Source organism: Pseudomonas benzopyrenica, assembly GCF_036884265.1.
Classification (GTDB): Bacteria; Pseudomonadota; Gammaproteobacteria; order Pseudomonadales; family Pseudomonadaceae; genus Chryseomonas; species Chryseomonas benzopyrenica.
In genome coordinates this window covers 3,409,470-3,436,342 of the sequence record NZ_CP145723.1, presented here as the reverse complement: position 1 = coordinate 3,436,342, position 26,873 = coordinate 3,409,470, and the positions used below count along the sequence as shown (strand labels likewise).

General features: G+C 61.2%; 26 protein-coding genes. 22 read left to right on the top strand and 4 right to left on the bottom strand.

The features are described 5' to 3' along the window. Positions 1–5 precede the first annotated feature (5 nt). Positions 6–1,361: an MFS transporter gene (locus V6W80_RS16260; RefSeq protein ID WP_017642001.1), complete on the top strand. Its 1,356-nt coding sequence runs from the start codon at positions 6–8 to the stop codon at positions 1,359–1,361. Between the two features lie 42 nt (positions 1,362–1,403). On the opposite strand, the gene V6W80_RS16255 is transcribed toward V6W80_RS16260, so the two are convergent. From V6W80_RS16255 to flgA, 4 genes are all read right to left on the bottom strand, one after another. Continuing rightward, a complete protein-coding gene (locus tag V6W80_RS16255) occupies positions 1,404–2,138 on the bottom strand; it encodes a flagellar brake protein (protein WP_338544815.1) in 735 nt (244 codons plus the stop codon). 89 nt (positions 2,139–2,227) lie between these two features. Next, positions 2,228–2,695, bottom strand: coding sequence for a flagella synthesis protein FlgN (locus V6W80_RS16250; RefSeq protein ID WP_338544814.1), 468 nt, complete (start codon positions 2,693–2,695; stop codon positions 2,228–2,230). Between the two features lie 60 nt (positions 2,696–2,755). Next, entirely contained in the window at positions 2,756–3,064 is a 309-nt protein-coding gene (gene flgM / locus V6W80_RS16245; RefSeq protein ID WP_017642004.1) for a flagellar biosynthesis anti-sigma factor FlgM, read from the bottom strand. Between the two features lie 160 nt (positions 3,065–3,224). Then, positions 3,225–3,953 carry a flagellar basal body P-ring formation chaperone FlgA gene (flgA, locus tag V6W80_RS16240; protein WP_082900444.1) on the bottom strand — a complete coding sequence of 243 codons (729 nt, stop codon included), beginning with the start codon at positions 3,951–3,953 and terminating at the stop codon, positions 3,225–3,227. Positions 3,954–4,051: 98 nt separating this feature from the next. On the opposite strand from flgA, the gene V6W80_RS16235 reads away from it, so the two are divergent. From V6W80_RS16235 to V6W80_RS16135, 21 genes are all read left to right on the top strand, one after another. Next, a complete protein-coding gene (locus tag V6W80_RS16235; RefSeq protein ID WP_017642006.1) occupies positions 4,052–4,984 on the top strand; it encodes a chemotaxis protein CheV in 933 nt (310 codons plus the stop codon). A 42-nt stretch (positions 4,985–5,026) separates the two neighbouring features. Next, positions 5,027–5,854: a protein-glutamate O-methyltransferase CheR gene (gene cheR / locus V6W80_RS16230; protein ID WP_026083954.1), complete on the top strand. Its 828-nt coding sequence runs from the start codon at positions 5,027–5,029 to the stop codon at positions 5,852–5,854. A 222-nt stretch (positions 5,855–6,076) separates the two neighbouring features. Beyond that, entirely contained in the window at positions 6,077–6,499 is a 423-nt protein-coding gene (flgB, locus tag V6W80_RS16225; protein ID WP_017642008.1) for a flagellar basal body rod protein FlgB, read from the top strand. A gap of 2 nt (positions 6,500–6,501) precedes the next feature. Further along, entirely contained in the window at positions 6,502–6,939 is a 438-nt protein-coding gene (gene flgC / locus V6W80_RS16220) for a flagellar basal body rod protein FlgC (protein ID WP_017642009.1), read from the top strand. A 12-nt stretch (positions 6,940–6,951) separates the two neighbouring features. Continuing rightward, complete coding sequence (locus V6W80_RS16215) at positions 6,952–7,662, top strand: flagellar hook assembly protein FlgD (protein ID WP_017642010.1); 711 nt, start codon at positions 6,952–6,954, stop codon at positions 7,660–7,662. Between the two features lie 24 nt (positions 7,663–7,686). Continuing rightward, a complete protein-coding gene (gene flgE / locus V6W80_RS16210) occupies positions 7,687–9,036 on the top strand; it encodes a flagellar hook protein FlgE (protein WP_017642011.1) in 1,350 nt (449 codons plus the stop codon). 169 nt (positions 9,037–9,205) lie between these two features. Next, the gene (locus V6W80_RS16205) at positions 9,206–9,949 is read left to right on the top strand and encodes a flagellar basal body rod protein FlgF (RefSeq protein WP_338544813.1); all 744 of its coding nucleotides are present in this window, start codon (positions 9,206–9,208) and stop codon (positions 9,947–9,949) included. Between the two features lie 46 nt (positions 9,950–9,995). Further along, positions 9,996–10,781 carry a flagellar basal-body rod protein FlgG gene (gene flgG / locus V6W80_RS16200; RefSeq protein WP_017642013.1) on the top strand — a complete coding sequence of 262 codons (786 nt, stop codon included), beginning with the start codon at positions 9,996–9,998 and terminating at the stop codon, positions 10,779–10,781. 21 nt (positions 10,782–10,802) lie between these two features. Further along, positions 10,803–11,498, top strand: coding sequence for a flagellar basal body L-ring protein FlgH (gene flgH / locus V6W80_RS16195; protein WP_017642014.1), 696 nt, complete (start codon positions 10,803–10,805; stop codon positions 11,496–11,498). A gap of 11 nt (positions 11,499–11,509) precedes the next feature. After that, positions 11,510–12,610: a flagellar basal body P-ring protein FlgI gene (locus tag V6W80_RS16190; protein ID WP_093254755.1), complete on the top strand. Its 1,101-nt coding sequence runs from the start codon at positions 11,510–11,512 to the stop codon at positions 12,608–12,610. Positions 12,611–12,622: 12 nt separating this feature from the next. After that, the gene (gene flgJ, locus V6W80_RS16185; RefSeq protein ID WP_338544812.1) at positions 12,623–13,840 is read left to right on the top strand and encodes a flagellar assembly peptidoglycan hydrolase FlgJ; all 1,218 of its coding nucleotides are present in this window, start codon (positions 12,623–12,625) and stop codon (positions 13,838–13,840) included. A gap of 8 nt (positions 13,841–13,848) precedes the next feature. Then, positions 13,849–15,921 (top strand): flagellar hook-associated protein FlgK, encoded by a 2,073-nt coding sequence (flgK, locus tag V6W80_RS16180; RefSeq protein WP_338544811.1) that lies wholly within the window; start codon positions 13,849–13,851, stop codon positions 15,919–15,921. Between the two features lie 11 nt (positions 15,922–15,932). Continuing rightward, positions 15,933–17,252 (top strand): flagellar hook-associated protein FlgL, encoded by a 1,320-nt coding sequence (gene flgL, locus V6W80_RS16175; protein ID WP_338544810.1) that lies wholly within the window; start codon positions 15,933–15,935, stop codon positions 17,250–17,252. Positions 17,253–17,631: 379 nt separating this feature from the next. After that, positions 17,632–19,539, top strand: a complete 1,908-nt coding sequence (locus tag V6W80_RS16170; protein WP_338544809.1) for a flagellin — start codon at positions 17,632–17,634, stop codon at positions 19,537–19,539. Positions 19,540–19,608: 69 nt separating this feature from the next. Continuing rightward, entirely contained in the window at positions 19,609–19,959 is a 351-nt protein-coding gene (locus tag V6W80_RS16165) for a flagellar protein FlaG (protein ID WP_338544808.1), read from the top strand. Between the two features lie 65 nt (positions 19,960–20,024). After that, the gene (fliD, locus tag V6W80_RS16160; protein WP_338544807.1) at positions 20,025–21,476 is read left to right on the top strand and encodes a flagellar filament capping protein FliD; all 1,452 of its coding nucleotides are present in this window, start codon (positions 20,025–20,027) and stop codon (positions 21,474–21,476) included. A 115-nt stretch (positions 21,477–21,591) separates the two neighbouring features. Then, on the top strand, positions 21,592–21,954 hold the full coding sequence (gene fliS, locus V6W80_RS16155) for a flagellar export chaperone FliS (RefSeq protein ID WP_338547458.1): 363 nt from the start codon (positions 21,592–21,594) through the stop codon (positions 21,952–21,954). A 14-nt stretch (positions 21,955–21,968) separates the two neighbouring features. Next, positions 21,969–22,280 carry a flagellar protein FliT gene (locus tag V6W80_RS16150; protein ID WP_027598011.1) on the top strand — a complete coding sequence of 104 codons (312 nt, stop codon included), beginning with the start codon at positions 21,969–21,971 and terminating at the stop codon, positions 22,278–22,280. Between the two features lie 164 nt (positions 22,281–22,444). After that, positions 22,445–23,923, top strand: coding sequence for a sigma-54 dependent transcriptional regulator (locus tag V6W80_RS16145; RefSeq protein WP_017642024.1), 1,479 nt, complete (start codon positions 22,445–22,447; stop codon positions 23,921–23,923). 193 nt (positions 23,924–24,116) lie between these two features. Beyond that, positions 24,117–25,316, top strand: coding sequence for a sensor histidine kinase (locus V6W80_RS16140; protein WP_338544806.1), 1,200 nt, complete (start codon positions 24,117–24,119; stop codon positions 25,314–25,316). Next, positions 25,313–26,695 (top strand): sigma-54-dependent transcriptional regulator, encoded by a 1,383-nt coding sequence (locus V6W80_RS16135; protein WP_338544805.1) that lies wholly within the window; start codon positions 25,313–25,315, stop codon positions 26,693–26,695. Before V6W80_RS16140 ends, V6W80_RS16135 begins: the two co-directional genes overlap by 4 nt. Positions 26,696–26,873 lie beyond the last annotated feature (178 nt).

Sequence of the window (26,873 nt, the reverse complement as noted above, 5' to 3'; positions counted from 1 at the left end):
AGGCAATGGTGCGTGTGCTGTCGGCGTTTCGCGGGCTCTATTTCGCGACGCTGTTGATGTTGATCGGGACCGGTCTGCTGAGTACCTATCTGGGGCTGCGACTGGCCGCCGATCAGGTGCAGGGACTCTGGGTCGGTGCCCTGACCGCCGCCTATTACGCGGGACTGGTGATAGGCGGGAAGCTCGGGCATCGGCTGATCGCCAAGGTCGGCCATATCCGTGCCTATGTGACCTGCGCCGGCGTCGTCGGCGCCGCGGTGCTGGGCATCGGCTTGTTGCCATGGCTACCGATGTGGCTGGCGCTCAGGGTGCTCATCGGCATGGGCATGATGTGCCAGTACATGGTGCTGGAAAGCTGGCTCAACGAGCAGGCCGGTCCTGGCGAGCGCGGCAAGGTCTTTTCCGGCTACATGACCGCCTCCTACCTTGGCTTGGCGCTGGGACAGGTGGTCTTGGTGGTCTCGCCCGATCTGGGCGTCGACAAGCTGATGCTGGTCGCCATCTGCTACGCCCTGTGCCTGGTGCCGGTAGCGGTCACCGGCAAGATCCACCCGGCGCCGCTCAAGCCTGCGCCGCTGGAACCCACGTTCTTCATCCAGCGGATTCCGCAGTCGCTGACCACCACCCTGGTGGCGGGACTGGTGATCGGCTCCTTCTATGGTCTGGCGCCGCTCTATGCCAGCGCCCAGGGCCTGCCCACCGAGCGCATCGGTCTGTTCATGGCCTGTTGCATCTTTGCCGGCCTGATCGCCCAGTGGCCGATCGGCTGGCTCTCGGATCGCCATGATCGCAGCTGGCTGATCCGGGTGGTGGCCATCGCCCTGACCCTGGCTGCGCTGCCGCTGGCCGTGCTGCCCCATGTGCCGCCGGTGGTACTGCTACCCCTCGGCCTTATCGCCAGCCTGCTGCAATTCGTGCTCTATCCGCTGGCGGTGGCGCTGTCCAATGACCATATCGAGGGGGAGCGTCGGGTATCCCTGAGTGCCATGCTGCTGGTGACCTTTGGCATCGGTGCCTGTATCGGTCCGCTGGTGGTGGGAGCTCTGATGAATCTGGTCGGACCCAACATGCTCTATGCCTTCGTCGTGCTCTGCGGCGCGATCCTGATCTGGCGCATCCGTCCGGATGCGGTCACCGGCAAGCACCTGGTCGACGAAGCGCCGCTGAGCCATGTGCAGATGCCCGAAGGATCGACCAGTTCACCGCTGGCGGCGGCCCTGGATCCCCGCGTCGACAGCCAGGTGGTGCAGGAGCAGATGCACAGCGAGCCGGTGGTGGAGGAAGAACCTGCCGAGGAGGGGGCACCTCTGCAGGAGGAGATCGAGTTCCCGCAGAACCCAGCTGAGCCCAAGGCGACTTGAGAGGTGGAGGAGGGCGCCCAGTAGTCGTGGGCGTCCGGTCGGTCACTCGAAGCGACGATTTTCTCGCTGCAACTGATAGATGAAACGCTCGATCTGACGCTGCGCAGCGCCCGTCAGGCTGTTGAAGCAGACACCGACGTCGCTGAATTCCATACGCTCCGTGCAGGCCACGTGGCGGATGGTCACCGGGGTACTGATGGCCCCGATGGGCAACTCGGCGGTAAAGCTCTGCACCTGCTGACCCGGCTGCAGCAGATGGGTGACATTGCCGGGAAAGCGCAGCTTGCAGCCCGTGGCTGACAGGTCGATCAACTGGCCACGCAACTGGATCTGGCTGCTGCCCTGGCTCAGTTCTGCGGTGGCGGGCTGGGTCAACAGCAACTTGACCCGATAGGCATTGCGCCGCTGGTGATAGGTGAGCTCCGCGGGCAGGCCGATCCAGTAGCAGCGCGTGCCGTCCAGTTCGCTGAACTCGACCGGACGGTCGATCTGCCAGGTGACCTTGATGCCTTCGTGAAAGCTGTCCACCCGAAAGGACTGACCCTGCTCGAGCAGGCGTTCGGCCTCACGGGGAATGAATTCGTCCAGCGCGATCAGGCCCTTGGCTTCGTCGATCTCGACGACGAAGCTCTGGAATTGCTGCCCTTGGCGATTGAAGGTGATCCGCAGCGGGATGTGCTGCTGTTGCGCCGGCCGCAGACACGCCAGGATCTCGCCCTTGGAGCGATAGACCTGGGGGGGTTGGGGGGCATTGTCGCTAGCGGAAGAGCCTTGCACCTGGAAACTCCTGTAAACAGCGGTCAGCAAGGATAATGGCTAACGGCCAGCTGTACAGCGAAAAACGCGCTGTGAGAAAAATCCACTGCTCACGCCGAGCTCAGCGGGCGCTGATAGCCACCGCCGGTCTGGTTACCGCGACGGTTGTACAGCGTGGGCGCCGAGGTACCCTGCAGCACATTCAGCAACTTGCCCACCACGAAACGATTGGCGTGGATGATCTGGCCATTGCGGACGTTGTGGGCTTTGCATTGCTCCATGAGCTGCGCGAGCTGGCTGGAGAGAGCCAGCAGTTCCTCACCATCGGGCTGTCGGGCGGCATAGGCCTGCAAGCCCGGCAGATCCGCCCGCAAACCCTGAGCCTGAAGCAGGACGGTGCGCTGCTGGGCATGCTGGTCGAGCTGCTTGAGCAGGATCTGCTTGGGGCCCAGCAGCGCTTCCAGCCGATCGAGCTGGCGCTCGCTCAAGGCCTGGAATTCCTGCTCGATCAGGGCCAGCAGTTGCTCGCTCAGGTCGATGTCGTGGCGAGTGATGTCGAGCAAGGTAGCATTGGTCATGGCGCGGTTTCCGTTCGAACCTTAGTTACGATCGTCAGGAAGGCCGTGCCGAACCGGGCGTCAGGACTCGAACGCCATCAGCTTGTCGGCCACCTTCTGGCTGTCGACCTTGTAGGAGCCATCGGCGATGGCCTGTTTCAGGCGGCTGACCTTGTCGCTGTCGACCACCGGCAGATCCTTGAGCCCTGCGGTCAGGGAACTCAGTTGCTTGGCTTCAGCGCTCAAGCTCACCGACTCGCCGGAGGCGGTGCCTTGGGTGGCCTTGACGTCGCTGGTCTGAGCCGTGGATACGTCCTTGGTAGAGGCGGCCTTGGTGTTGCCTATGCCTGCAGTAGAGGACGAATTCAGGCGATTGATATCTAGAGCCATGAGTGGAGATCCTCGTGTCGTCTCGTTCGCATATCCGGCTTATCGGCGTGCTGAGCCGAAACTTTAGCCGTAGACCTGTGCGCCGTGTCACATCCTTCGACAGGATGGCACGCAGAGGTTCAGGATGCGGACGTTCAAGGTACTCCTTTTGCCGCTCTCGCTAAAGCGCTACCTCCACCTGCCCCTGATCGACCACCCGACCGCGGATCACCCGGTTCGAACTCAGGTTGCGTACGCGGATTTCCTCGTCCTTGGCGCCCGCGCTGAGGGCTTCGCCCTGCATGCGAATGCTGAAGGAGGCGCTACGGGCATTGATGACCACCTGCTCACCCTTGCGAATGAGTTCGGCTTGCTCGATAAAGGAAGGCGCCATGACCTGCCCGCTGACCACCTGGCGTTTCAGCTGGGTCCCCAGCACCTGTTCCAGGCTGGTCAGATAACCCTGGGTCAGGGTGCCGACGTCCCGCTCCACCAGGGCCACGTTCTGGTCATCCAGCACCGCACCGCGCAGCAGAGGCTGCAGGGTAACCACCACGGGCCGATACAGCTTGACCTGGACCGGCACGAACACCGTCCAGGGACTGCTGCCTTCGCAGCGGACCTTGATGTTGATCCGGCCCACCGGCGTGGGGTTGCCTTGCTGTGAAAGCGTCAGGGGTTTGTCGCAGGCCGCCAGGCGTAACCGGGGATCCAACGAGTTGATCTGATTTTCGTGGCGTGCGTTGGAACTGGTCTCCAGCAAATATTCCTGCACGCGCTCCTCAAGAAAACTTTCGACAGCGCCGATAAGTTCGTCAGATGAGGTGTAGTCGCCTTCTGCATAGGCCTTTCCGCCCAGGCATGTCAGGATCAACACAAGATTCGCAGCCCAGCGGCAAGAGGTTTTCATAGGTCGGAAACACGTCGCTTCGATCTTCATGAGTCACATCTAAGCAAGCCCTGTGCCGAGTTTTTCAACCGGTCTGTGGCAACGAGAGGAGTCGCCAAATGGCTGGTGTATTGGACGCAGTCAACCAACGTACCCAACTGGTGGGCCAGAACCGTCTGGAACTGCTGCTGTTCCGCCTGGACGGCTCGCAGCTCTACGGCATCAACGTCTTCAAGGTGAAGGAGGTGCTGCAGTGCCCCAAGCTCACCGTGATGCCGAAATCGAGTCCGGTGGTACGGGGCGTGGCCAGCATTCGTGGCGGCACCTTTCCCATCATCGACCTGGCCATGGCCACCGGTCGCCGCGGGTTGCCGGACATCAACAATTGCTTCGTGATCATTACCGAGTACAACACCAAGGTGCAGGGCTTTCTGGTGCGTTCGGTGGAGCGCATCGTCAACATGAACTGGGAAGGCATCAACCCGCCGCCCAAGGGCACCGGGCGTGATCACTACCTTACCGCCGTCACCCGCGTCGACAACCAACTCGTCGAGATCATCGACGTGGAGAAGATCCTGTCCGAAGTGGCGCCGTCCGTCGAAACGGTGTCGGCCGGCGTCATCAGCGAAATGGTACAGGCCAAGGCCGTCACCAAGCGCGTCCTGATCGTTGATGACTCCTCGGTGGCGCGCAAGCAGGTGAGCCGCTGCCTGGAAACCGTCGGGGTAGAGGTCATTTCCCTCAACGACGGTCGTCAGGCGCTGAACTACCTGCAGGCCATGGTGGCTGAAGGCAAGCGCCCGGAAGAGGAATTGCTGATGATCATTTCCGACATCGAGATGCCGGAAATGGACGGCTACACCCTGACGGCGGAAATCCGTCATGATCCGCGGATGCAGAAAGTGCATATACTGCTGCATACCTCCTTGTCCGGCGTCTTCAACCAGGCGATGGTCAAGAAGGTCGGTGCGGACGACTTCCTGGCCAAGTTCCGTCCCGATGATCTTGCCTCCCGGGTAGCCGAGCGCATCAACGCGGTCGACAGTCACTAGGTGAAGGCGTCTCTATCCCGGTATCCAGAAGGCGGAGCGGCAGTGTCAGCAGTCAACGCGGATTTTGTGCTTTTTCGTGATTTCCTCGAGAAATCCAGCGGGATCCTGCTCGGTGACAACAAGCAGTACCTCGTCTCCAGTCGGCTCAACAAGCTGATGGAGACCGAGGGGATCAAGACGTTGTCGGAGTTGGTGCAGCGCATCCAGATGCAGCCCCGCGGCGGTTTGCGGGAAAAGGTCATCGATGCGATGACGACCAACGAAACCCTCTGGTTTCGCGACACCTATCCCTTCGAGGTGCTCAAGAACCGCCTCCTGCCGGAATTGACCAAGAACACCTTCGGCCAGCGCCTGCGGGTCTGGTCGGCGGCCTGCTCGTCGGGGCAGGAGCCTTATTCGCTGTCCATGACCATGGACGAATTCGAGCGCAGCGCGGCAGGGCAGGGGCGTGGCGGCATGCAGATCGTGGCGACCGATCTGTCCGGTGCCATTCTCACGGCGGCGAAATCCGGTGAATACGATTCTCTGGCCATCGGTCGCGGTCTGTCCCAGGAACGCCTGCAGCGCTACTTCGACGTGCTCCAGCCAAATCGCTGGGCGGTCAAGCCGGCGATTCGCAGTCGGATCGAATTCCGCGCCCTGAATCTATTGGACAGCTATGCCAGCCTCGGCAAGTTCGACATGGTGTTCTGCCGCAACGTGCTCATCTACTTCTCCGCTGACGTGAAGAAGGACATCCTCACCCGCATCCATGCCACTCTCAAGCCGGGCGGCTATCTGTTCCTGGGTGCGTCCGAAGCCCTCAACGGCTTGCCGGATCTCTATCAGATGGTGCAGTGCAATCCGGGCATCATCTACAAGGCCAAATAGGCCGGTCGATGGACACCCAAAGGGCAGACCCAGGTCTGCCCTTTCTTTTGCGCCAAAGTTTTGCCGCACCTGCCTCGGGGGCCGGCAAAGGTGGCGGAAAAACCTTGCCGCTTGCCGTCGTTCTGACTGCCGCGTCGCGCTAAGCCCTTGATTTAGATGGATGTTGGATACTGGCACGGGCCTTGCTAAATCGCTTGCAAGCCACGTCAAAGGTCTCTCGACATGAGCATCAGTTTCGACAAAGCACTCGGGTTGCACGAGCAGGCGCTCAACTTCCGTTCGCAGCGCGCCGAAGTATTGGGCAACAACATCGCCAATGCCGATACCCCGGGCTACAAGGCGCGGGATCTGGATTTCAGCGCCGTCATGGCAGAGCAGGCGGCCAAGAGCGCGCCAGGGGCTTCCGGCCACTATCAGCTGGAAACCACCAACAGCCGCCATATCGCTGCCGAAGGCTTCGACATGGGCATGGGCGACTCGGCCTTGAAGTATCGCATTCCCACGCAGCCCTCGGTGGACCAGAACACCGTGGATGCGCAGGTCGAGCAGGCCAACTACGCCGAGAACGCGATGAATTTCCAGGCCAGCTTCACCCTGCTCAATAGCAAGTTCAAGGGGCTGATGTCGGCCCTGCGCGGAGAATAGCCATGTCCCTGAGTTCGCTGTTCAACATCGCCGGTAGCGGCATGAGCGCCCAGAACGTGCGCCTCAATACCGTGGCCAGCAACATGGCCAACGCCGACTCCGTCTCCTCCAGCGTCGATCAGACCTACAAGGCGCGGCATCCGGTGTTCGCTGCCCAGTTCAACGCGGCCCAGGGCGGTGCTTCGCTGTTCGACGACCAGGGCCAGGCCGGGGTCGGGGTGGAGGTCAAGGGTATCGTCGAGGATCCGAGCGAGGTGCAGAAGCGCTACGAGCCCAATCATCCCATGGCGGACAAGGAAGGCTACGTCTATTACCCCAACGTGAACGTGGTGGAGGAGATGGCCGACATGATTTCGGCCAGTCGCGCCTTCCAGACCAACGCGGAAATGATGAATACCGCCAAACAGATGATGCAGAAGGTACTGACCCTCGGTCAGTAAGGAACCGGCGCCATGGCCATCAGCACGACCAACTCCACCGCTCAATCGGTACTCGACAAGTACTCCGTCAACAAGACCGGCACGTCCGCCGAAACCACCGCCAGCGATGGCAAGAAGGGTGGCAAGCTCGGCAAGGACGAGTTCCTCAAGCTGATGGTTGCTCAGATGAACAACCAGAATCCGCTGGAGCCGCAGGGCAACGGCGAATTCATCGCCCAGCTGGCGCAGTTCAGTACCGTCGAGGGCATCACCAACCTGAATACCAGCGTCGGCTCGATTCTCTCTGGTAGTCAGTCTTCCCAGGCACTGCAGGCTTCCACTCTGGTTGGTCGCAAGGTGATCGTCGATACCGACAAGGTCAAGGTGGACACCAGTGCGGACTTCAAGGGGGCGCTCAACCTGACCGCTTCCAGTCCGAACGTCTGGGTCAACGTCTACAACGATGCGGGCAGTCAGGTGAATCGTCTGAACCTGGGGCAGCAGTCCAGTGGCCTGGTGAACTTCACCTGGGACGGCACCGATGCCAGCGGCAAGAAGCTGGCTGCCGGCACCTACCGCTTCGAGGCCCAGGCGAACGTGAACGACACCACCACGGCCATGAAGACCAGTCTGCCAGCCAACGTCGATAGTGTGACGCTCGGGCAGAACGGCGGCGAAATGACACTCAACCTTGCCGGCGTCGGCAGCATCGGCATCTCCAAAGTCCAGGCGGTCGGCCAGTAAGGCGCGGCACACGAGGAATCCAGCATGTCTTTCAATATCGGTTTGAGCGGCATCAAGGCCGCGTCCAGTGACCTCAACATCACCGGCAACAACATCGCCAACGCCAGCACCGTCGGCTTCAAGCAGTCGCGGGCGGAGTTCCAGGACCTCTATGCCGCCTCGGTACTGGGCACTGGCAAGAATGCCCAGGGCAGCGGCGTGCTGCTCGGCAACGTCGGCCAGCTGTTCAACCAGGGCACCATCGATTCCACGCAGAACGCGCTGGACATGGGCATCAACGGCAACGGCTTCTTCGTCACCAGCAACAATGGCGCTATCCAGTACACCCGTGCCGGTTACTTCGGCACCGACAAGCAAGGCTTCATCGTCGACAACAACGGCTACAAGCTGCAGGGCTATACCACCAATGACCAAGGCCTGCTGCAGCCGGGCGTGCGCAGCGACCTGCGTATCGAGACCGCCAGCCAAGCGCCCAAGGCGTCCAGCTCGATCAAGCAGACGGTCAACCTGAACTCGACCCAGACGACGCCGACCACCACCCCGTTCAATCCGTCCGATCCGACCAGCTACAACTCCTCGACCTCGGTGAACATCTACGACAGCCAGGGCAACGCCCACGTCCTGTCGCAGTATTTCGTCAAGGGCGCGAACAACTCCTGGACCATGAACGTGCTGATCGACGGCCGCAATCCGGGCGATCCCACCAAGGAAGACGCGACCACCAAGGTTGCTACGCCCTACACCGTGACCTTGCCGTTCACCAGCAGCGGCGCGCTCGATGGCGGCAAGGTGGCCTCGACCGATCTCAAGCAGGTCAATAACGCCACCACCAACACCTTCGAGGGCGTGCTCAAGCTGGACAACTGGGTCCCGGCCATCTCCAACGGCGGTACCCCGGCGACCTGGGCCTCCAATGGCGCTGTCGCCAACCCGGCCGGCATAACCTTGGACATGCGCGGCTCGACCCAATACAGCAGTGCCTTCGCCGTGACCAGCGTCAACCAGGACGGCTACACCACGGGCCAGCTGTCCGGTCTGGAAATCGACGATACCGGCCAGATCTTCGCACGTTACACCAATGGTCAGTCCAAGGTGCAGGGTCAGGTCGTGCTGGCCAACTTCGCCAACGTCCAGGGCCTGACCCCCATGGGCAAGACCTCCTGGACCGAGTCGTCGGAATCGGGTCAGCCAGTAGTCGGCACACCGCGCTCCGGCACCCTGGGTGCCCTGCAGTCCGGTGCTCTGGAGGCATCCAACGTGGACATCTCCACCGAGCTGGTCGACATGATCGTGGCGCAGCGCAACTACCAGGCCAACGCCAAGACCATCGAGACCGAGAACGCCATTACCCAGACCATCATCAACCTGCGTTGATGTCGTTTCTCTGACGGCTTGCCGCTTCGGCGTCAGGAAAAGCCTCCCTCGGGAGGCTTTTCTATTTTCAGGCTACTGATTTTAAAAGGTTTTCAGTTTTTGGAACGGCGCTTGCTAAAGAACCTCCGAACGCAAGCTTGGCGGCAATCTGCCGCCGTCGGAGGATCAGATGGACAAGCTGCTGTACGTCGCCATGACCGGCGCCAGCCAGAACGAGATGGCCCAGCGCGCCCATGCCAACAACCTGGCCAACGTCTCGACCTCGGGATTCCGCAAGGATCTCGAGCAGGCGCGCTCGATGCAGGTGTTCGGCGAGACCATGCCGTCGCGCGTCTATTCCATGAGCGAACGGCCGGCGACGGACTTCACCCCCGGTGCGCTGCAGGAAACCGGGCGCGACCTGGACGTGGCCATTCAGGGCCCCGGCTTCGTCGCGGTCCAGGATCCCTCCGGCAAAGAGGCCTATGTGCGCACCTCCAGCCTGCAGATCGACCCCCTTGGCATGCTGCGGACCGGCAGCGGTTTGCCGGTGCTCGGCAATGGCGGTCCCATTGCCGTGCCGCCTGCTTCCAAAGTGGAAATCGGTCAGGACGGCAGCATCACCGTGCGCGGATCCGGCCAGGCGGCCAATGCCCTGGCCCAGGTCGACCGCATCAAGCTGGTCAATCCCGACACCAAGCAGATGGAAAAGGGGCTCGACGGCCTGCTGCACATGAAGCAGGGCCAGGCAGCGCCGCCCATGGATGCCGACGTCTCCCTGGTTTCCGGCTTCGTCGAGTCGAGCAACGTCAATGCGGCGGAGGAAATGACCTCGATCCTGTCGCTGTCCCGCCAGTTCGAGCTGCAGGTAAAGATGATGCGCAGCGCGGAAGACAACGACGCGGCGATGGCAAAGGTTTTGCAATTCTCCTGATAACGGCTAGCGCCGACGTAAAACCGGCACTTCGAGGAATACCAGCATGATGTCGTCACTGTGGGTCGCCAAGACCGGTCTGTCCGCCCAGGACATGAACCTCACCACCATCTCCAACAACCTGGCCAACGTGTCCACCACGGGCTTCAAGCGCGATCGCGCCGAATTCCAGGACCTGCTGTACCAGATCCGCCGCCAGCCCGGTGCCCAGTCCACCCAGGACAACCAGCTCCCCTCCGGCCTGCAGCTGGGTACCGGTGTGCGCATCGTCGGCACCCAGAAGAACTTCACCGAGGGTTCGCTGCAGACCACCGACCAGCCGCTGGACATGGCTGTCAACGGCGATGGCTTCTTCCAGGTGACCATGCCCGACGGGACCATCAACTACACCCGTGACGGCACCTTTCACCTCAATGCCGATGGCCAGCTGGTCACCGCCAATGGCTTCGCACTGCAGCCTGCCATCGTGCTGCCTGCCGACACCAAGACCTTTACCGTCGGCGAAGACGGCACCGTGTCGGTCACCACCGCCGGTCAGGCCGCGCCCCAGGTCATCGGCAACCTGCAGATCGCCCAGTTCGTCAACCCGGGCGGCCTCCAGGCCGTGGGCCAGAACCTGTTCAGCGAGACCGCGTCCAGCGGCGCGCCTCAGGTCGGTACCCCGGGCTTGAACGGCCTTGGCACCGTGCTGCAGAGCACCCTGGAAAACTCCAACGTGAGCACGGTCGAGGAGCTGGTGAACATGATCACCACCCAGCGCGCCTACGAGATGAACTCCAAGGTCATTTCCACCGCCGATCAGATGCTCGGCTTCGTTACCCAGCAGCTCTAATCCCCTGTGAGGACGCGCTCCATGAAACCTCTATTCGCCGTCGCCCCGCTCCTGGGAGCGCTCGTACTCGCAGGATGCGTAGCCCCGGCCGCCAAGCCGGACGATCCCTACTACGCCCCGGTGCTGCCGCGTACCCCGGTGCCAGCCGCACAGAACAACGGCGCCATCTTCCAGTCGGGGTTCGAGCAGAATCTCTATACCGACCGTAAGGCTTTCCGCATCGGCGACATCATCACCATCACCCTGCAGGAGCGGACCCAGGCCAGCAAGAACGCCAGTTCCGACATCGCCAAGAACACCAAGGCGACTCTGGGGCTGACCTCGCTGTTCGGCGCCAAGCCCTCGATTCCCAATCCGCTGGCCGATGGCGACTTGAGTCTGGACGCCGGTTTCTCCGGTAACCGCTCCAACACCGGCAAGTCCACGGCGGCCCAGGGCAACAGCCTGTCCGGCTCGCTGACCGTGACCATCGCCGAAGTGCTGCCCAATGGCATCCTGGTAGTGCGTGGCGAGAAGTGGTTGACCCTCAACACCGGTAACGAACTGATGCGCATACAGGGCATGGTCCGCGCCGATGACATCGCCACCGACAACACCGTGTCCTCTACCCGCGTAGCCGATGCACGTATCACCTATTCGGGTACCGGCGCCTTCGCCGATGCCAGTCAGCCGGGCTGGCTGAGCCAGCTCTTCGGCAGCCCCTTGATGCCCTTCTGAGGATGAGCGCCATGTTCAAGAGCCTCATCGTCGCTGCCGCCCTGGCCCTGGTCATGCCCCTGGCCCAGGCGGATCGTCTGAAGGACATCGCCAGCATCCAGGGCGTGCGTACCAACCAGCTGATCGGCTACGGCCTGGTGGTGGGTCTGCCCGGTACCGGCGACCAGACCACCCAAACGCCCTTCACCGTGCAGACCTTCAACAACATGCTGGCCCAGTTCGGCATCAAGGTGCCACCGGGCACCACGGCGCAGCTGAAGAACGTCGCGGCGGTATCCATCCATGCCGATCTGCCGGCCTTCGCCAAACCCGGTCAGACCATCGACATCACGGTGTCCTCCATCGGCAACTCCAAGAGCCTGAGAGGCGGCAGCCTGCTGCTCTCGCCGCTCAAGGGTATCGATGGTCAGATCTACGCCATCGCCCAGGGCAACCTGGTGGTCGGGGGGTTTGACGCCGAAGGCCGTGACGGTTCGAAGATCACCGTCAACGTTCCGTCGTCCGGGCGCATTCCCAATGGGGCCACTGTCGAGCGACCGGTGCCGAGTGGCTTCGATCAGGGCAACAGCATCACGCTGGACCTGAATCGCAGCGACTTCACCACCGCCAAACGTATCGTCGACAAGATCAACGAGACACTTGGCGCGGGTGTTGCATCAGCTGTTGATGCCGGATCGATTCGCGTCACGGCGCCGGTGGATCCCAGCCAGCGCGTCGACTACATCTCGATCCTGGAGAACATGGAGGTCGATCCGGGGCAGGCGGTGGCCAAGGTCATCGTCAACTCCCGCACCGGGACCATCGTCATCGGCCAGAACGTCAAGGTCTCGCCGGCGGCGGTGACCCAGGGCAGCCTGACCGTGACCATCAGCGAGGACCCGCAGGTGAGTCAGCCCAATCCCTTGTCGGGTGGGCAGACGGTGGTGACGCCCCAGTCGACCGTCAAGGCCAAGCAGGAGGCCAAGCCGATGTTCAAGTTCGGTCCGGGCACCACGTTGGACGAAATCGTGAGAGCGGTGAATCAGGTGGGCGCGGCGCCCAGCGACCTGGTGGCCATTCTCGAAGCGTTGAAACAGGCCGGCGCCTTGCAGGCCGATCTGATCGTAATTTAAGGAGAACGGGCGATGGAATCTCGTCTGGGTGGCAACTACGGCAACGTCAAGGATTCGGGGGCCTTTACCGACCTGAATCGGTTGGCCCAGATGAAGGGTAAGGATCGCGACAGCGCGGAAAACGTCAAGAAGGTCGCCGGCGAATTCGAGTCGCTGTTCCTGAGCCAGATGCTCAAGTCCATGCGCAGCGCCAACCAGGCGCTGGCGGATAAGGACAGCCCCTTTTCCAGCGAGACCACCAAGCAGTACCAGGACATGTACGACCAGCAGCTGGCCGTCTCCCTGTCCCGGGATGGCGGTGGTATCGGCCTGGCCAACGTGCTCGAGCGTCAGCTGAGCAAGACCGCCCAGCCGTCGAGCCGCCCCAATCCCTTCGCCCAGGTCGGCCAGGCTGCGCCTACCGAAGGCCAGCTGGCCGCCGGTCGCAATGCCAAGCTCACCGACGTGGCGAGCCACGGCCTCAAGCCGGCCACTACCGTAGCGGCCGGGCGTGACGATTCCAGCGCGCTGAATTCGCGCCGGCTGGCCCTGCCCGGGCGACTGGCCGAGCGTACCGCCGCCAATATTTCCGGCGCGGCGGAGCAGGGCGCCACCCTCAAGCAGAGCTTCCAGGACGTCGCGGCCGCCCAGAGCGCCTGGCGCCAGCAGGCCACGCAACCCGGCAGCAAGCCGGCCGCCGCGACCGAGGCCGTCGCCAGCGTGGACGGCGCCGCTGCCACCGGCAAGACCCGTTTCCGCACCCGTCAGGAATTCGTCGACACCATGATGCCCATGGCCGAAGCCGCGGCGAAGCGCCTGGGCGTGGACCCCAAGTACCTGGTCGCCCAGGCGGCGCTGGAAACCGGCTGGGGCAAGCACATGGTCAAGCAGGCCGACGGCAGCAACAGCAACAACCTGTTCGGCATCAAATCCCATGGTTGGGATGGCGGCAGTGCCGCGGCAGTGACCCAGGAATTCGTCAACGGCAAGGCGGTGACCGAGACCGCGAAGTTCCGCACCTACGATTCCTTCGCCGACAGCTTCCACGACTACGTGAACTTCCTGCAGAGCAATGATCGCTACGACAAGGCGCTGTCCACCAACGGCAACTCCGAGCGCTTCATGCAGGGGCTGCAGCAGGCCGGCTACGCCACCGATCCGCAATACGCACGCAAGGTGATCCAGATCGCCCGCAACATGAACACCTATCAGACGGTCGCCTCCCTGGGCACCAGTCCGTCCCGCGGTTGAGGTGAGCCATGGCTGATCTACTTTCCATTGGTCTTTCGGGCCTGAGGTCCACGCAAAACGCCCTGACCACCACCGGCCACAACATCGCCAACGTCAACACGCCTGGCTATTCGCGGCAGGAGACCATCCAGCAGACCAACATCGCCCAGTACAACGGCTCGGGTTATGTCGGTTCCGGCTCCCAGACGGTGGATGTGCGTCGCCTCGCCAGTGATTTCCTCACCAGCCAGGTACGCTCGGCCAACAGCCAGAACAGCGAACTGCAGACCTTCAAGAGCCAGATCTCCCAGCTCGACGGCCTGCTGTCCGACAGCACCACGGGTATCACCCCGGCCATGCAGAAGTTCTTTGCCACCCTGCAGACCGCCTCCCAGAATCCCTCGTCGATTCCGGCGCGTGAGGCCGTGCTCGCCCAGGCCCAGGGCATGGCCAAGTCGTTCAATACCCTGTACGACCAGATCGACAAGCAGAATGGCCAGATCAACGACCAGCTGTCGGCCCTGACCAATCAGGTCAATGCCCTGGCCAAGAGCGTTGGCAGCCTGAACGATGCCATTGCCCGCTCCAAGGCTGCCGGTGGCGCGCCTAACGATCTCATCGACTCCCGTGAACAGGCGATCAAGCAGCTGTCCGGCATGGTCGGGCTGCAGGTGGTAGAGCAGGACGACGGCGCGCTGAACCTGTTCGTCGGTACCGGCCAGCCGCTGGTGGTGGGCAATACCGTGTCCAGCATGACGGCCAAGCCGGGTACCGACGATCCTTCACGCTTCCAGATCGTACTGACCTCGGGCTCGACCGAGCAGAACGTCACCAGCCAGCTCAGCGGCGGCGAGATGGGCGGCCTGCTGTCCTATCGCGACACGGCGCTGGACCATGCCTACAACAGCCTGGGACAGTTGTCGCTGACGCTGGCGGACACCGTCAACCGGCAACTGGGGCAGGGCCTGGACCTGTCCGGCAACGCCGGCTCGGCGTTGTTCGGCGACATCAACGATACCCAGAGCATCGGCCTGCGGGTGATGGGGCGGGCCACCAACACCGGCTCGGCCAACGCGACCCTGAGCATCACCGATACCAGCAAGCTCTCACCGAGCGACTACCGCCTCGATTACAACGGTATCGGCTTCACGGCGCGGCGGGCGAGCGACAATGCAGAGGTCAAGGTCACAGTAACTCCTGGTGTGGCCGATCTGGTAACGGGTAAAACGAGCCCGACCACCTTGACCTTTGCGGATGCCAATGGCGTTGATCAAGGCTTCAAGGTGCAATTCAGTGCCGATGAGCTCGCCAAGGCGAAGGCTGGCGATGTATTCAGCCTGCAGCCGACGCGCCGTGGGGCTTCCCAGATAAAGGTAGACTTGGCCCAAGCTGATCAGCTGGGCTTCGCGGGTACGGCCAAGGCCGGTATCACGATTAATAACCGCGGAACGGGCGCCATCACTCAGCCAGCCCTGACCACCATGGTATCGCCGGTCAATACCGCTGATTTCGGCCGTCTGTTTGGTGATTCGGGCCGGAAGCTGACCATCAATGCTGCCGGAACTGGCTTTGATGTGAGTGAGCTACCCGCCGGAGCGACCTTGACGATCAAATCGCCGTCGACCAGCAACGTTCTCACGCCAGGTCAGACCAATGTCGTGAGTCTGGAATACGTCGATCCAGCAACCAAGAACAGCTACACCTACGAGTTCAACATCAGCGGCGTCCCCCAAGCCGGAGACAGCTTCACGCTGGGGACCAACAAGGGTGGCATATCGGACAACCGCAATGCCCTGAACTTGGTGGCTTTGCAGACCAAACCTACCATGGGCGGCTATGGCAATACCGGCACCACCTACAACAACGCCTACGGCGGTCTGGTAGAGCGGGTCGGTACCTTGACCGCCCAGGTGCGAGTGGACTCGGCGGCCAGCGAAACGGTACTCAAGCAAACCCAGGACAATCGTGACTCCCTATCGGCCGTCAACCTCGACGAGGAAGCCGCCAAACTCGTTCAGTTCCAGCAGTACTACGGTGCCTCGGCGCAGGTCATCAAGATCGCCCAGTCGCTGTTCGACACCCTGCTCGGCGCCTTCAGATAAGGAAACCGGCCATGCGCATTTCTACCGCTCAGGCGTTCAACAACGGTATCAGTGGCCTGCAGAACAACTACGGCAACATCACCCGTACTCAGGAAGAGATCAGTACCGGTAAGAAGATCCTGACACCGGCGGACGATCCGGTAGCGTCGATCAAGCTGTTGCAGATCAGCCAGGAAGAGGCACTAAACAGCCAGTACAACACCGGCATGACCGCTGCCAAGAACAGCCTCAACTCCGAGGAAGCCATGCTGTCTTCGGTGGAAACCGTGCTGTCGCGCATCCGTGAGATCGCCGTCCAGGCCGGTAATGGCGCTTTGGACGCAACTGATCGGGCATCCTTGGCCAAGGAAGTCGGCCAGCGCGAAGACGAATTGATGAACCTGATGAACAGCAAGGACGCCAGCGGCAAGTACCTGTTCTCCGGCTCCATGGGCGACACCCAGCCCTATGTGCGCAATGCCGACGGCACTTACAGCTATAACGGCGACGAAGGGCAGCGCAGCGTGCAGATAGCCAGCTCCACCTTTCTGCCACTCAGCGACAGCGGCAAAGATGCGTTCGAGAATAATTTCAATGCCAATCGGGTCACCACAGCGAAGGTAGATACCAATACCGGTACCGGTCGCATTTCCTTGGGGCTGGTGGAGGACAAGGCAGCCTATGACTCTGCCTTTCCGCAAGACATCGCGGCGAACCCAACCGCGACGCCCCCGGTACCTGCTTCGAAGGGCTCGGTAGGTATCCATTTCCTCGACGATAAGAGTTACGTGATCTATGACCCGCGCGAGGCTGCGATAGATTGGACTACCTATGACGCGGCGAATCCGCCTGCTGGCCAGCTCGGCGCCGGAACGCTCGATAACAATCCGGCGACCAGCGATTTCATCCGCTTTGGTGGGATTAAGGTTCAGCTCGATGGCGTACCGGCCAAGGGTGACGAATTCACCATAAGGCGTAACAACGACCAGGAAAAGCGCAGCCTGCTCAACGTCGTGAGCGACCTGCGCAAAGCGTTGGAGAGTGGCGATAACACCACTGAAGGTGCCTACAGGGTACGAGACAGTGGTGCCGTGGCCTTGAGCAATCTGGATACGGCTTACAGCCAGGTAGATAGCGTACGCGGCAAGATTGGTGCTCGGCTCAACACCATCGAATCCACCAGCAGCTTCATCGCCGATGTCAGCCTGGTGAACAAAAGCGTGCAGTCCGATCTGCAGGACCTCGATTACGCCGAAGCGCTGAGTCGCTATTCACTGCAGAACACCGTCTTGCAAGCTACTCAGCAGAGCTTCGTCAAGGTGGCTCAGTTGAGTCTGTTCAATTATCTATGACAAGGCGAAAGAGCATCTTTCGTTTTTCGTACCCTTACGTCCGATCATGACGTAAGGGTAGCGACTCACCTCTTGTTTGGCTTGAAACGCCTCTGGATCTCTGCATCGGGGGCGTTTCCTTTCGGCTTTCGAAACGCTCCTTGTCAGGCGATTGGCCCAGCGCGGAAACGCGTCGATCACCCGAGTAGCTGACCAAGCCGCTCGCGGATCGAAGGCACTCCCAACCAGGAGATTGCAAAAAAATCCGCTCTTCACCCTAAAGCCTTTTGTCAAGGCGCCGATATAAATCTCGAATGCGAACTTCATGGGTGCCTGGGCCTTGTCCCTCCCCGAGGTCGCACGCTCAGGCAAACATCATCGTCCTACGGAGGACATCATCATGGCCTTGACCGTCAATACCAACGTCGCCTCGCTGAACACTCAGCGTAACCTGACTGGCACTTCCAACGCACTGACGACCTCCATGGAGCGGTTGTCTACCGGTTCGCGCATCAACAGCGCCAAGGACGATGCTGCCGGTCTGCAGATCTCCAACCGTCTGGGCAACCAGATCAGCGGCCTGAACGTTGCCGTGCGCAACGCCAACGACGGCATCTCGCTGTCGCAAACCGCTGAAGGCGCTCTGCAACAATCCACCAACCTGTTGTCGCGGATGCGGGACCTTTCCATCCAGTCCGCCAACGGCTCCAACAGCGACTCGGATCGTGCCTCGCTGCAGAAGGAAGTGTCCGCCCTACAAGGTGAACTGACCCGTATTGCCGATACCACTACTTTCGGTGGCCGCAAGCTGCTGGACGGCAACTTCGGTACCTCCAGCTTCCAGATCGGTGCGAATGCCTATGAAACCATTGATGTTAGCCTGAAGGGTGCTTCGGCTGCTTCGATTGGTTCTTATCAAACCGGTAGTAAGACAAATGATGTACAGGCGCTAGGCAAAGTACCTACCGCTGATAATCTCAGCACTAGAACCGCTAGTGTGGTTTCCAGTGCATCGGCTGCTTTTGATGCTACTACTGTTAAAGTAGTTGGCGGAGGTAAGGAGGCTTCTATAAGTGTTGCCGCCAATGACAGCGCCAAGTCGCTGGCTGCGAAATTTGACGCTTCGATCCCTGGTCTTTCAGCCACCGCAAGAACGGTCTTCAAAGCTCAGGTCAATGCGGCCTCCGGGGAATCCGCGTCTATGGACCTTACCGTAGGTAGCGGTGCAGACGCAAAAACGGTAAAGCTGGTTGGAGTAACGTCTACCAAAGATCTGGCCGACCAAATCAATACGAATGCTTCCAAGCTGGGCCTTAAAGCCAACATTGATAAAGATGGTGCGCTTACGGTCGAATCGGCAAGCGGTGAGAATGTAAGTTTTGGACAAAAAACTGGTAATGCTAGTGTTTCTGTTCAAGTTCAAGACGCTGCTGGTAAGTTTTCCGCCAGCCAATCCGTTGGATCGGGCGCCGGTGGTCAAACGGTAGTTGGTTATCTTCAGCTAAACTCTTCGTCTAGCTATGCTGTGACCTCTACTCCAGTAGCTAACAAGACTGTCAACTTTAACGATGTGAAGCTGACCGTTTCTACTCCCCCTGCGACGGGAAATAGCCTGTCTTTCAATAAAATCACTGTTGGTGGTGAGGATATTGATCTTTCTAGTATGAAGTTTAAAGACAAAGACACCCTGATGGCAGGTTTGGCGAATAATTCGGAAGCTAAAGCCCTTCTTGATATCGATACCGCATCTGGCGCCATTCGCGCTAAAGATGGAAGCTCTATAACTTTTGGTACTCTTTCTGAAACTGTAGATGCTACTGGGGCGGCCGCCGGTTCAGTAACAGGCGTAGTTCAACAAGCTCAGCTTGGTACAGATGGACTTTATGGTACTGCGGCGGCGGCAAGCGGTGCTACGGTCACAGCAAAGGCTCAGACCCTGACAGGAACTGTAGAGGGTAGTAATCAGATCTTCGGAACCGGAAAATCCAATCTTGGCTCCGTAGCACAGATTGACATCTCCACCGCCGATGGTGCGCAGCGTGCTCTGGCTGTGCTGGACAATGCCCTGGCCGGTATCGATTCTCAGCGTGCCGATCTTGGTGCGGTGCAGAACCGGTTCGACAACACCATCAACAACCTGCAGAACATCTCCGAGAACGCCTCGGCTGCCAAGAGCCGGATCAAGGACACCGACTACGCGGCAGAAACCGCCAACCTGTCGAAGAATCAGGTGCTGCAACAGGCCGGTACCGCCATCCTGGCCCAGGCCAAGCAGCTGCCCCAGGCAGTGCTGTCCCTGCTCCAGTAAGGCGACAGAAACGAAGGCTTGAGGAGGAAGGGGCGACCCTTCCTCCTTTTTCTCGTTGCGAGGTGAAAAATGGAAACCGGTAAAATCAGTTCAGGTAGTGCGCCTCTTGCTACAGGCTTTGGTCCATCGAAACCTATCGATATCTCGAATACGCCCAACGTCAGTGCAAGCGAGTCGCGCCAGGAAGGTCCTGTCCAGAAAGAGACGCTTGCTTCCGCCGTATCCGGCTTGAAAGAGCAGATGCAGCGTGTGCAGCGTAATCTGGACTTCAGCGTGGATGACTCCTCTGGCCAAGTGGTGGTCAAGGTGACGGATGTGGAGTCGGGCAAGGTGATCCGACAGATACCGTCGGAAGAGGTGCTCAAACTATCCGAGCGACTTGAAGACATGCGCAGCCTGACATTTGGTACCAAGGTCTGATGGCGTGCTTCTTGCTCCATCGTTGATGAGCAGCGGCTACGACAAAAAATCGGCGAGGTGAAGGTATGGCAGGTATCACAGGGCTCGGCGGTTCGGGCATGGATATCGATAATGTCGTCAAGACGATGGTGACGGCAGAGCAGACTCCGAAAAAGAATCAGCTGGATACCGTGGAGAAAAAGGCCACGACCCAGCTGACGTCGCTTGGCCAGTTGAAAGGTGCCATCAGCACCTTTCAAACGGCGTTGACCACACTTAATAGCTCCTCTCAGTTCCTGGCCCGTACGGCAACCGCCAGTGATGGGAAGGTCCTGTCGGCCACTGCCAGTCAAAGCGCTACGGCTGGTAGCTATGAGCTCAACGTCACCCAACTCGCCAAAAGCAGCAAGGTGGCCTTGGGCGCGGTGTCCAGCGACCAGGCGAAGGCTTTCAACGAAGGCACCCTGTCCATATCCATCGGCGATACCAAACTGTCCGATGTCACGGTTACCTCCAGCAACAACACCCTGGCAGGTGTCAGAGATGCCATCAATGCCGCCGGCAAGGATCAGGGCCTGAGCGCCACCATCGTTTCCGATGCACAGGGCTCGCGGCTGGTCTTGGCTAGTACCAAAACGGGTAGCACTGCGAATATCTCCGTAGCCGTAACGGAGGCCAAGGATACAGATGGCAAGCCTACTGGCAGCAACACCTCGCTGGCTGCCTTTGCCTTCGATGCCGCCTCGGCCAGTGATCTTTCCAGTCTTAGCGATGCAGACAAGGTCAAGGGTACCGGCGGTTTCATTAATAAGGCGCAGGGCGCCATTCTGACCATTGATGGACTTCAGGTTAAGAGTGATACCAATACGGTTTCGTCCGCCATCGACGGATTGAGCATCGAGTTGAAATCGGTGGGTTCGAGCTCTTTGACCGTTGCCGAAGATCGCGCGGGAGTAAAAAGCAACGTTCAGAAGTTCGCGGATGCCTACAACTCCTTGATCACCTATGTGAACTCGGCAACCAAGGTCACGACGGTCAACGACAACACGGCTCCGGTTACAGGCGCCCTTACCGGTGACAGCAGCGTCCGCTCGTTGGTGAACACCTTGCGCAGTGAGCTAATCGCCCCAGGTGCTTCAGGCTCTTTCAAGGCGCTGGCGGACCTCGGCGTGACCACTCAATCGGATGGCACTCTCAAGGTCGACTCGGACAAGCTCGACAAAGCGGTCAGCGGTGATTTCGCAGGAGTGGCGGCCTATTTCACCGGAGACACAGGACTTGCTGCACGAGTGGGGGACAGGCTCAAACCTTATACCGATACCACCGGTATTCTAGAGACCCGTACGAACGCCTTGCAGGATACTTTGAAAAAGGTAGACAGCAGTCGTAAGGATCTGGCGACACGCATGTCCGCGCTCAGTGATCGACTCTACAAGCAGTTCAATACCATGGACACGCTGTTCAGCCAGATGAGTGCGACCAGCACTAGCCTGAAGTCCCTCTTCGATAACATGCCTGGGTTCGTGAGCAAGGATTGATTTCGTGGCTCTTTTATAGCTAGGCGCGGAAATTCAGGGTCAAGCATTCACGCAGGCTGCCGATACAAGAGTAGGTACAGAAATCGAGGCTACTGCTGTGAACATGATGCGTGCGATGCAACAGTATCAACGGGTTGGGGTGCAGAGCGAGGTATTCGAAGCCAGCCCTCACCGGTTGATCCAGATGCTAATGCAAGGTGGTTTGGAGCGAATCGCTCAGGCCAAGGGTGCCATAGAGCGTGGGCTGCTCTCCGAGCGTGGCGAGCTTATCGGCAAGGCCGTCTCTATCGTAGGAGGGCTGCGTGAGCCGTTGGACCATCAGGTAGGCGGAGAACTCTCGAAGAATCTTGATAGCCTGTACGAGTACATGATGCGTAGACTTGTCGAGGCCAATCGCGAAAACGATGCAACCAAACTGGATGAAGTCGCGACTCTCCTGCGCGAGATCAAATCCGGCTGGGATGCCATTGCCCCCTGATCTGGAGTCGACCGATGAACGTCGCCATGCAAAAGACCCCGGTGGAACGCGTCGAGCTCGTCTATGAGCAGATGGCCGCTGCGCTCAAGGCCGGAGACTGGACGCGGATCGCCGAGCTGGATCTGGATTGCCGCCTGTTCGTCGACGAAGCCATGTATGCCACGGGCGACGAAGCCGTAGCCCTACGTGCCAGCCTCGAGCGCCTGCTGGCGCTCTATGCCTCCCTGCTGCAGAGCTGCAAGGCAGAGCGGGACGCCACCGCCCAGGAGCTGACCAAGCTCAACAAGTCGAACCAGGCTGCCAAGGTCTATCAACTGTTCGGTTGACTGTCATCTGTTGGACAGTAATTCAAAGTTTAGATATTTCGCCGCCATAAAATTGACCCCGCATCACAATTTGTCTTAACTTGCGCAAGATGCCGACCAGTTGGCACTTGGATGCAGGCGACACCTGCGCGTAGCGAACCGACAAGCCGAATTGGGGCAGGGACATGTGGCGTGAAACCAAGATCCTTCTGATCGACGATGAAGCCGAGCGGCGCAAGGCGGTATCGGTCATTCTCGATTTTCTCGGCGAGGCGCATCTCGCCTGCACCAGTTCCGATTGGCAGTCCTCCCTCGAAGCGCTCGACAGCAGTCGGCAAGTTAGCTGCGTGCTGGTTGGGCGCGTCGACAGTCGCGGCAACAGTGTCGAGCTGCTCAAGCAGATCGTCGCCTGGGACGAGATGGTCCCATTGCTGCTACTCGGTGAATCAGCGCAACCGGAGTGGCCGGACGACGTTCGCCGTCGTGTGCTGGTCTCCCTCGAATATCCGCTAGCCTACAACAAGCTGCTGGATTCCCTGCACCGCGCTCAGGTCTATCGCGAGATGTACGACCAAGCCCGGGATCGCGGGCGTCAGCGCGAGCCCGAACTGTTCCGCAGCTTGGTAGGCACCAGTCGCGCCATCCAGGGTGTGCGCAAGATGATGCAGCAGGTGGCCGATACCGAGGCCACGGTGCTTATCCTCGGCGAGTCCGGCACCGGCAAAGAGGTGGTGGCGCGCAACCTGCACTTCCACTCCAAGCGCCGCGAGGCGCCCTTCGTGCCGGTCAACTGCGGCGCGATTCCCGCGGAGTTGCTGGAAAGCGAGCTGTTCGGCCATGAGAAGGGCGCCTTCACCGGCGCCATCACCAGCCGCGCCGGCCGCTTCGAGCTGGCCAACACCGGCACCCTGTTTCTCGATGAGATCGGCGACATGCCCTTGCCCATGCAGGTCAAGCTCTTGCGTGTGCTGCAGGAACGGACCTACGAACGGGTGGGCAGCAACAAGACCCAGAGCGTGGACGTGCGCATCATCGCGGCGACCCACAAGAATCTGGAGCAGATGATCGCCGCGGGCACCTTCCGCGAAGACCTCTACTATCGCCTCAATGTCTTCCCCATCGACATGGCGCCTTTGCGCGAGCGGGGTGAAGACATCCCACTGCTGATCAACGAACTGATCGCCCGGATGGAGCACGAGAAGCGTGGCTCCATCCGCTTCAACTCGGCGGCCATCATGTCGCTGTGCCGCCACGAGTGGCCGGGCAACGTCCGTGAGCTGGCCAACCTGGTGGAGCGCATGGCGATCATGCATCCCTATGGCGTTATCGGCGTGGCCGAATTGCCACTCAAGTTCCGCTACGTGGAGGACGAAGCCGATCCCATGGTGGAGTCCCTGCGCGAGGAGTTGCAGGAGCGCGAGGCCATGGCTGGGATCGGCACCGTCGAGGTGTCGTCCTCTGCGTTGCTGCCCAGCGAAGGCTTGGATCTAAAGGACTACCTGGCCAATCTGGAAAAGAGTTTCATCCAGCAGGCGTTGGACGATGCCGGTGGCGTCGTGGCCCGTGCCGCCGAGCGGCTGCGCATCCGCCGGACCACCCTGGTCGAGAAGATGCGCAAGTACGGCATGGGCCGTCGCGACGACGAGTTCGACGAAGAGATCTAGCACGCTCTTTGTAGGTTGGGCTGAGCGCAGCGAAGCCCAACGGTGCTCAAATCGGCCACGCGGTTGGGCTTCGACGATGAAGCCGCCTCCACCCGACCTACGGCTCGTTTCTCTCCTAATAGGCGTCACTACTAAGCGGCATGGGTCTTGCTCCAGCCTGGACAATGTCAATTGTTCGTCGCGAGCCTAGCCTATGCCTGCGCAAGCCCTTTCTGCCGCTGTCCCCAACGATGCTGCCGTGGAGGCCTCCGCTTCGGCGCAGGCCCGTGAAGCCCTGGGGCAGATGTCGCGTCAGCTGAGCGAATCTTTCCAGTTGCTCGAAGCCCGGATGAATTCGCTGCAGGGTGAACTGGAGTGGGTGTCCGCCCAGCGCTTGCAGGAGTTGGCGGAAAAGGAGCGCTTGGCCAGCCGGCTGCAGAATCTGCTCGACGTCCTGCCTGCCGGCATTGTAGTGGTGGACGGCGCCGGTCGTGTGCGCGACGCCAATCCAGTCGCCACCGCTCTGCTCGGCGAGCCCCTGGCAGGCGAACTATGGCGCACGGTGATTGCCCGGGCCTTCGCCCCACGTCATGACGATGGCCACGAGGTATCTCTGCGCGATGGCCGTCGGGTCTCTATCGCCACCCGCTCGCTCGACGGCGAGCCGGGTCAACTGGTGCTGCTCAACGACCTCACCGAAACCCGCCATCTGCAGGGCGAGCTGGCGCGGCATGAACGGCTTTCGGCGCTGGGGCGGACCATGGCCTCGCTGGCCCATCAGATCCGTACGCCGCTGACCGCGGCGCTGCTTTATGCCAGCCACCTGGAGGAGGGCGGTCTGGCGCTGGCGCAGCAGCAGCGCTTCGCCGGTCGGCTTAAGGAGCGACTGCACGAACTGGAGAACCAGGTCCGCGACATGCTGGTGTTCGCCCGCGGCGAATTGCCCCTGGCGGATCGACTGACGCCCAGCGCGCTGTTCAATGCCCTGCGCGAGGCCGCCATCCCTCACCTGGGCGACTGTCCCGTGCGTTGGCAACTCGACACCCAGGGCGGGCTGCTCGCCTGCAATCGCGACATGCTGGTAGGTGCTGCCTTGAACCTCATCCATAACGCCCTGCAGGCCATGGCCGGCGGCGGTCGCCCGGCGCGCCTCAAGATACATCTTCATCGCCGTGGCGGAGAATTGCGCCTGGCGATCAGCGACAGCGGCCCTGGCATCCCGCAGGCGGTCCAGCAACGGCTGGGCGAACCCTTTCTCAGCACCAAGACCACCGGCACCGGTCTCGGCCTGCCCGTCGCCCTCGCAATGGCCAAGGCCCATGGCGGCCGTCTGACCGTGCGCTCGCGTTTGGGGCGCGGCACGCTGGTGACCTTCATCCTGCCGCTGCTGGCGGGCGAGGAGACCTCGGCATGACCCTGCCCATCCTGCTGGTGGAAGACGACCGCGCCCTGCGCGAAGCCCTGGCCGATACCCTGGAGCTCGGCGGCTACCCTTATCGCGCCGTGGACAGCGGCGAGGCGGCCTTGCTGGCGCTGGCCGAGGAACCCTTCGGCCTGGTGATCAGCGACGTCAACATGCCGGGCATCGATGGGCATCAGTTGCTGGCCAGTATCCGGCTGCGCGATCCGGCGCTGCCGGTACTGCTGATGACCGCCTTCGGCAGCATCGAACGCGCCGTCGAGGCCATGCGTGGCGGGGCGGCGGACTACCTGGTCAAGCCCTTCGAGCCGCGGCTGCTGCTGGATACCCTGGCGCGCTGCTGCCCCCAAGGACGGCGCGTGCCCGGTGCTCGCCAGCCGGTGGCGGCCGATCCCCAGAGTCGACAACTGCTGGAGTTGGCCAGCCGGGTGGCCCAGAGCGAGGCCACGGTGCTGATCACCGGCGAATCCGGTACCGGCAAGGAAGTGTTGGCGCGCTTCATCCACGATCAATCGGCACGGGCGGATGGTCCCTTCGTGGCGGTCAATTGCGCGGCCATTCCCGATCACCTGCTCGAAGCCATCCTCTTTGGTCACGAGAAGGGCGCCTTCACCGGGGCGATCGCCACCCAGCCCGGCAAGTTCGAACTGGCCCAGGGCGGCACCCTGTTGCTGGACGAGATTTCCGAAATGCCCTTGGGCCTGCAAGCCAAGTTGCTGCGCGTCCTGCAGGAGCGCGAGGTGGAGCGGGTCGGGGCGCGCAAGCCGCTGGCCCTGGACATCCGCGTGGTGGCCACCAGCAACCGCAAGCTGGCGGAGGAGGTGGCTGCCGGGCGCTTTCGCGAAGACCTCTTCTATCGGCTGTCGGTCTTTCCGCTGGCCTGGCTACCGCTGCGCGAGCGGCCGGCCGACATCGTACCCCTGGCCGAACGGCTGCTGGCGGTCCAGGCCGCGCGGATGAATCGGCCGGTACCGACCCTGAGCGCTGGTGCGCGCCAGGCCCTGGCCGAGCACCCCTGGCCGGGCAATGTGCGCGAACTGGACAACGCCGTGCAACGGGCGCTGATACTGCAACCAGGCCAGCAGATCCAGGCCGAGGATTTCGGGCTGCATTGGTTGGCCACGGGTGTATCCCTGGCGCCTCGGGCGGCGCCCGTACCCGAGGCACACCCTGACGAGGCCATGCGCCCGCTGGACGCCGATCTGCGCGACCGGGAATTCCAGGTGATTCTCGATACCCTCAGGGCCGAGCGCGGTCGGCGCAAGGAGACCGCTGAACGCCTGGGCATCAGTGCCCGCACCTTGAGGTACAAGCTGGCGCAGATGCGTGACGCCGGCCTGGACGTCGAGCAGTCGCTTGCCGCCGGACACTGAGCGCGCAAGTCGATAGCCGGCTATCTACCGCCATGGAACCAACCCTCCGGCGTGCTGTTCTAGAGAAAGGATCGCGACTGCGGCGTGGGGTCGCAGAGGATGCCTGCCCCCGCCGTCCCGGACCTCGTCCGGCCGCTTTGCTTTTTCTCTTAGGCGCTGCCTTTGTTGAAAACGGTTT

Coding starts and splice junctions, on each gene's coding strand:
- V6W80_RS16260 (WP_017642001.1), top strand. CDS start 6: ATGGTGCGTGTGCTGTCGGCGTTTCGCGGGCTCTATTTCGCGACGCTG.
- V6W80_RS16235 (WP_017642006.1), top strand. CDS start 4,052: ATGGCTGGTGTATTGGACGCAGTCAACCAACGTACCCAACTGGTGGGC.
- flgJ (WP_338544812.1), top strand. CDS start 12,623: ATGGAATCTCGTCTGGGTGGCAACTACGGCAACGTCAAGGATTCGGGG.
- V6W80_RS16150 (WP_027598011.1), top strand. CDS start 21,969: ATGAACGTCGCCATGCAAAAGACCCCGGTGGAACGCGTCGAGCTCGTC.
- V6W80_RS16190 (WP_093254755.1), top strand. CDS start 11,510: ATGTTCAAGAGCCTCATCGTCGCTGCCGCCCTGGCCCTGGTCATGCCC.
- flgG (WP_017642013.1), top strand. CDS start 9,996: ATGATGTCGTCACTGTGGGTCGCCAAGACCGGTCTGTCCGCCCAGGAC.
- V6W80_RS16135 (WP_338544805.1), top strand. CDS start 25,313: ATGACCCTGCCCATCCTGCTGGTGGAAGACGACCGCGCCCTGCGCGAA.
- flgK (WP_338544811.1), top strand. CDS start 13,849: ATGGCTGATCTACTTTCCATTGGTCTTTCGGGCCTGAGGTCCACGCAA.
- V6W80_RS16140 (WP_338544806.1), top strand. CDS start 24,117: ATGCCTGCGCAAGCCCTTTCTGCCGCTGTCCCCAACGATGCTGCCGTG.
- flgE (WP_017642011.1), top strand. CDS start 7,687: ATGTCTTTCAATATCGGTTTGAGCGGCATCAAGGCCGCGTCCAGTGAC.
- V6W80_RS16145 (WP_017642024.1), top strand. CDS start 22,445: ATGTGGCGTGAAACCAAGATCCTTCTGATCGACGATGAAGCCGAGCGG.
- V6W80_RS16170 (WP_338544809.1), top strand. CDS start 17,632: ATGGCCTTGACCGTCAATACCAACGTCGCCTCGCTGAACACTCAGCGT.
- flgB (WP_017642008.1), top strand. CDS start 6,077: ATGAGCATCAGTTTCGACAAAGCACTCGGGTTGCACGAGCAGGCGCTC.
- flgL (WP_338544810.1), top strand. CDS start 15,933: ATGCGCATTTCTACCGCTCAGGCGTTCAACAACGGTATCAGTGGCCTG.
- V6W80_RS16205 (WP_338544813.1), top strand. CDS start 9,206: ATGGACAAGCTGCTGTACGTCGCCATGACCGGCGCCAGCCAGAACGAG.
- fliD (WP_338544807.1), top strand. CDS start 20,025: ATGGCAGGTATCACAGGGCTCGGCGGTTCGGGCATGGATATCGATAAT.
- flgA (WP_082900444.1), bottom strand. CDS start 3,953: ATGAAAACCTCTTGCCGCTGGGCTGCGAATCTTGTGTTGATCCTGACA.
- fliS (WP_338547458.1), top strand. CDS start 21,592: ATGCAACAGTATCAACGGGTTGGGGTGCAGAGCGAGGTATTCGAAGCC.
- flgM (WP_017642004.1), bottom strand. CDS start 3,064: ATGGCTCTAGATATCAATCGCCTGAATTCGTCCTCTACTGCAGGCATA.
- V6W80_RS16250 (WP_338544814.1), bottom strand. CDS start 2,695: ATGACCAATGCTACCTTGCTCGACATCACTCGCCACGACATCGACCTG.
- flgH (WP_017642014.1), top strand. CDS start 10,803: ATGAAACCTCTATTCGCCGTCGCCCCGCTCCTGGGAGCGCTCGTACTC.
- V6W80_RS16215 (WP_017642010.1), top strand. CDS start 6,952: ATGGCCATCAGCACGACCAACTCCACCGCTCAATCGGTACTCGACAAG.
- V6W80_RS16165 (WP_338544808.1), top strand. CDS start 19,609: ATGGAAACCGGTAAAATCAGTTCAGGTAGTGCGCCTCTTGCTACAGGC.
- flgC (WP_017642009.1), top strand. CDS start 6,502: ATGTCCCTGAGTTCGCTGTTCAACATCGCCGGTAGCGGCATGAGCGCC.